Here is a 3,995-nt window from a genome sequence, read left to right as displayed (position 1 = left end):
TCCAGCACCATGCTGGCAGCTTTGAGTTTGAACTCACTTGAATAAGATTTACGCATATCCAAACACCTCAGATTTGGGCGCCATCATAGCGCCCGATTGAAGTGTCCAAAATCATTAGACCAGTTCAAGCCCGCTCCCACATTTGACCGAGTCCATCCTTTGGAAAGCGGTCGGGTGTGGGAGCGGGCTTGCTTGCGAAGGCCACGCCTCGGTCTACTTGCCGAGTGGAATCTTCGGTGCCCAGGTCAGCCATTCATCCTCGAACTTGTCGAACAGCGGGAAGGTCTGCCGTGCCAGCGCGGCATTGCCCATGCGCTCGCCGTCTGGCGTGGCGAAGGCGATACCACCGGCGACCAGGGTCTCCAGGGATTCGGTTCGCACCGTCGCGCCCTTGAACAGGCCGAAGTCCAGACCAAAGCCGCTGGTGTTCCAGAAACGGCTGCCGCTGCGCACCAGTGGCGCGTACTTGGGCTCGATCAGAATGTGTATCAGCACGCGGTCGGCGGTCTGGCCCAGTTCGTAACCGGTGACTTTACCCACCGTCACTTCACGGTACGTCACTGGCACGCCTTCCTTCAGCGAACCACGGCGGGCGGCGCTGAGGGTGAGGCTCAGGCCGGCCTCTTGATGAACGACTTCTGGCGGTTGGTCCAAGGCCACGAAGCTTTTTTGCGGGCCGGCGTTCTTCACTGCAGGCTGGACTTCGATGTATTGGCCGGTGACCAGGGTTTCCAGGTTGGAGGTTTTCATCAGGCCCAGCTCAGGTTTGACCACCCAGAACTGGCTGCCGACGCGCGCAATGCGATCCGCCACTTGGGTAATGCGCGCGCTGAGCAGCACCGACTGCATGTCTGCGCTGAGGTCGACGCTTTCGATCTTGCCCACATCCAGGCCTTTGAAACGCACTGGGGTGCCTGGGCGCATGCCATCGGCACGGTCGACCTTGATGGTTACCAAGGTGCCGTGTTGATTGGCCGCCTCACGGTCGGTGAACAGGCGGAAACGCGGAATGCGTTTTTTCAGCGGTACGTTCTGCTCCGGGGTTTCGAAGGCAATGCCACCGGCCATCAGGCTGGCCAGGGACTCACTCTTGACCTGGATTCCACCAGTGAGGCCGCCGGTCAGGGTAACGCCACTGGCGTTCCAGAAACGCGTGGAACCGTTGACCAGGTTTTCGTATTCCTTCTCGATGTGTACGCCGATCACCAGTTGTTTGTTCTTGCGCGAGAACTGGTAGCTCTGCACCGAACCGACCTTGACCTGCTTGTATAGAATCGGACTGCCCACGTCCAGGGAGCCGAGGTTGTCGGTGAACAGCACCATGTGCAGGCCCGGTGAGCGCAGGTCCAGCGGCGGCGCCTTGGCACGCGCGACGAATTCGCGTTGCGGCGCGCTGCCTTTGTCGCCGGGGCGGATGGCGATGTAGTTGCCTTTGACCAAGGCTTCAAGGCCCGTGATACCGGCCAGGGAGATCGACGGTTTGACTACCCAGAATTGGGTGTCTTGCACCAGATAGTCTTCGGCCAGCGGGTCGAGGGTCAGTTCGGCGTTGGCACTGGACAGGGACGGGTCGATCTTCAGGGTCTTCAGGCTGCCGACCTGGATACCTTTGTACATCACCGGCGTGCGACCAGCCTGCAAGCCTTCGAAGTCGGTGAGCTTGACCTTGACCTTGATGCCGGCAGCGGCGGCGTCAAAATCTTCGTACAAACGGAAAGGCAGGCTCGGGTCGGTCGGCGGGCTGTCCTTGCGGTTCTCTGGGGTAGCGAAGGCAATGCCGCCGGCGACGATGCTGGAGAGCGACTCGCTACGCACCTTCACGCCGGAGAGGTTGGCGTCGATGCTGATGCCGCTGGCGTTCCAGAAACGCGTGTGTTTACGCACCAGGCTGGCGTAGGTCGGTTCGATGTAGACCTTGATTTCGACGGTGCTCTGGTCCTCGGAGAGCAGGTAGCTTTTGACTTGGCCGACCTGGATCTGCTTGTAGAACACCGGGCTGCCTCGGTTCAATGAGCCGAGGCGGTCGGCTTTGATCGTCAGGTGCAGGCCGGGCTTGGCGTCCGATAGCGGTGGTTCTTCAGAGAGCGCCTTGAATTTGCGTGTGGGCTCACCGTCACCCGGGCTGGCGGCGATGTAGTTGCCCGAAACCAGGGTCTCCAGACCGGTAATACCGGCGAGGCTGACGCTTGGCTTGACCAGCCAGAAACGGGTGTTGGTCTTGAGGTACTGATCGACGTCCTTATTCATCTCGATGGTGGCGATCACCCCGCGATTACTGCCTTCGTCGTCCAGGGCCAAGGCCTTGACCTTGCCCACGGTCATACCTTTGTAGACCACTTCGGTTTTGTTGACCTGGATACCTTCGCCGCTTTCAAAGCGCACCTGGATGTCGATGCCCTGCTGGGTATAGGCGCGCCACCCCAGCCAGCCGCCGATGATCAGGGCAATCAGGGGAAGCACCCAAATGGCCGACCAGTTGGAGGCCGGGCGGGTTTTAGCTTTAGGCAAATCACTCATGGTCGTCGTCCGACTCCGTGTTATCCCAAATCAGTCGGGGATCAAAAGTTACTGCGGCAAGCATCGTCAAGATCACCACACTGGCGAACGCCGCAGCGCCGAGATTGGCCTCGACACTGGCAAGCCGCCCAAAGTTTACAACCGCCACCAGGATGGCGATCACGAAAATATCCAACATGGACCAACGGCCAATGAACTCGATAAAGCGGTACATCACAATGCGCTGTCGCGCGGACAGTGGCTGGTGACGCTGCACCGAGAACAGTAGCAGACCGATGCCGACCAGCTTGAACGTCGGCACCAGGATACTGGCGATGAACACCACGGCGGCAATGGGGAACATGCCGTGCTGCACCAGTTGGATCACGCCGGCCATGATGGTGCTCGGGTCGCCCTGGCCGAGGGAGTTGATGGTCATGATCGGCAACAGATTAGCGGGAATGTACAAGATAGCGGCCGTGATCAGCAGCGCCCACGTACGCGCGAGGCTGTTCGGGCGACGGGCGTGGATCAGCGCACCGCAACGGGTGCAGATTTGTTCATCGGTGTCCGAGTCTTGTTTGTTCAACTCATGGCATTCGGTACAAATCAGAATGCCTGCATCAATCGCCCGCATGATCATCCTCTCCTGACAGCGCTTGCCAGATCTGGTGCGGCGACATCACCACCTCAAGTAGTACCTGAACCATTAATAGGCTGACGAAACAGACCAGTCCCAGGCCGACGGTGATGGAGGCCATGTCGGCGAGTTTTACAATCGCGACCAAGACACCCATCAGGTAGACCTCCAGCATTCCCCAGTCTTTCATGTGGTGATAGATACGGTAGAGCAGCAGTCCGTAGCTGCGACCGATGTTCCAGCGAATGCTGAGCAGGACTGCCAACTGGCAGAGCAGCTTGAGCAAGGGAATCCCCATGCTGCACAGGAAGACGACGACGGCGACGCCTTGCATGCCGGTATCGAACAGGCCGACGACGCCGCTCCAGACGGTATCTTCAGAGGTTTGCCCAAGTAGATTGAGCTGCATGATCGGCAAAAAGTTCGCCGGGATGTACAGCAACAGCGCGGCGAGCACCAAGGCGAGGCTGCGTTCAACGACATTATGGCGATGGGCGTACAACTCGTAGCCGCAGCGGGGGCATTGGGCTTTTTCGCCCAGGGCGAGTGCTGGCTTGCGCATCAGCAAGTCGCACTCATGGCATGCCACCAGGTCGTCCAGTGGTAAATCCGACACCTCAAGGGTATCAACCGGATCAGACATAGATAGGGCTCTGACTCTAAAAATGGTTAGGTGCCTATTCTAGTGGTCTGGTTCAGAAATAACTGTGCAAATTTGTCGGGGCTTAATTGCTTTTCGACCGCCCAAAACAAAACCCCATCTGCTTTCGCAAATGGGGTTTCGGAATTTAATCTTGACGATGACCTACTCTCACATGGGGAAACCCCACACTACCATCGGCGATGCATCGTTTCACTG

The 3,995-nt window shown here is 58.6% G+C and carries 3 protein-coding genes; all 3 read right to left on the bottom strand.

Features of this window, described 5'->3' with window-relative positions:
• Positions 1-213 precede the first annotated feature (213 nt).
• The 3 genes from IB241_RS27250 to IB241_RS27240 are packed head-to-tail and all read right to left on the bottom strand — an operon-like array spanning position 214 to position 3,779.
• Complete coding sequence (locus tag IB241_RS27250; RefSeq protein WP_192301270.1) at positions 214-2,517, bottom strand: PqiB family protein; 2,304 nt, start codon at positions 2,515-2,517, stop codon at positions 214-216.
• Positions 2,510-3,133, bottom strand: coding sequence for a paraquat-inducible protein A (locus IB241_RS27245; protein WP_192301269.1), 624 nt, complete (start codon positions 3,131-3,133; stop codon positions 2,510-2,512). Before IB241_RS27245 ends, IB241_RS27250 begins: the two co-directional genes overlap by 8 nt.
• Entirely contained in the window at positions 3,120-3,779 is a 660-nt protein-coding gene (locus IB241_RS27240; protein WP_192301268.1) for a paraquat-inducible protein A, read from the bottom strand. Before IB241_RS27240 ends, IB241_RS27245 begins: the two co-directional genes overlap by 14 nt.
• Positions 3,780-3,995: the final 216 nt, after the last annotated feature.

The sequence above is a fragment of the Pseudomonas sp. PDM05 genome (assembly GCF_014851685.1).
GTDB lineage: Bacteria > Pseudomonadota > Gammaproteobacteria > Pseudomonadales > Pseudomonadaceae > Aquipseudomonas.
This window is presented reverse-complemented; position numbering and strand designations above follow the sequence as displayed.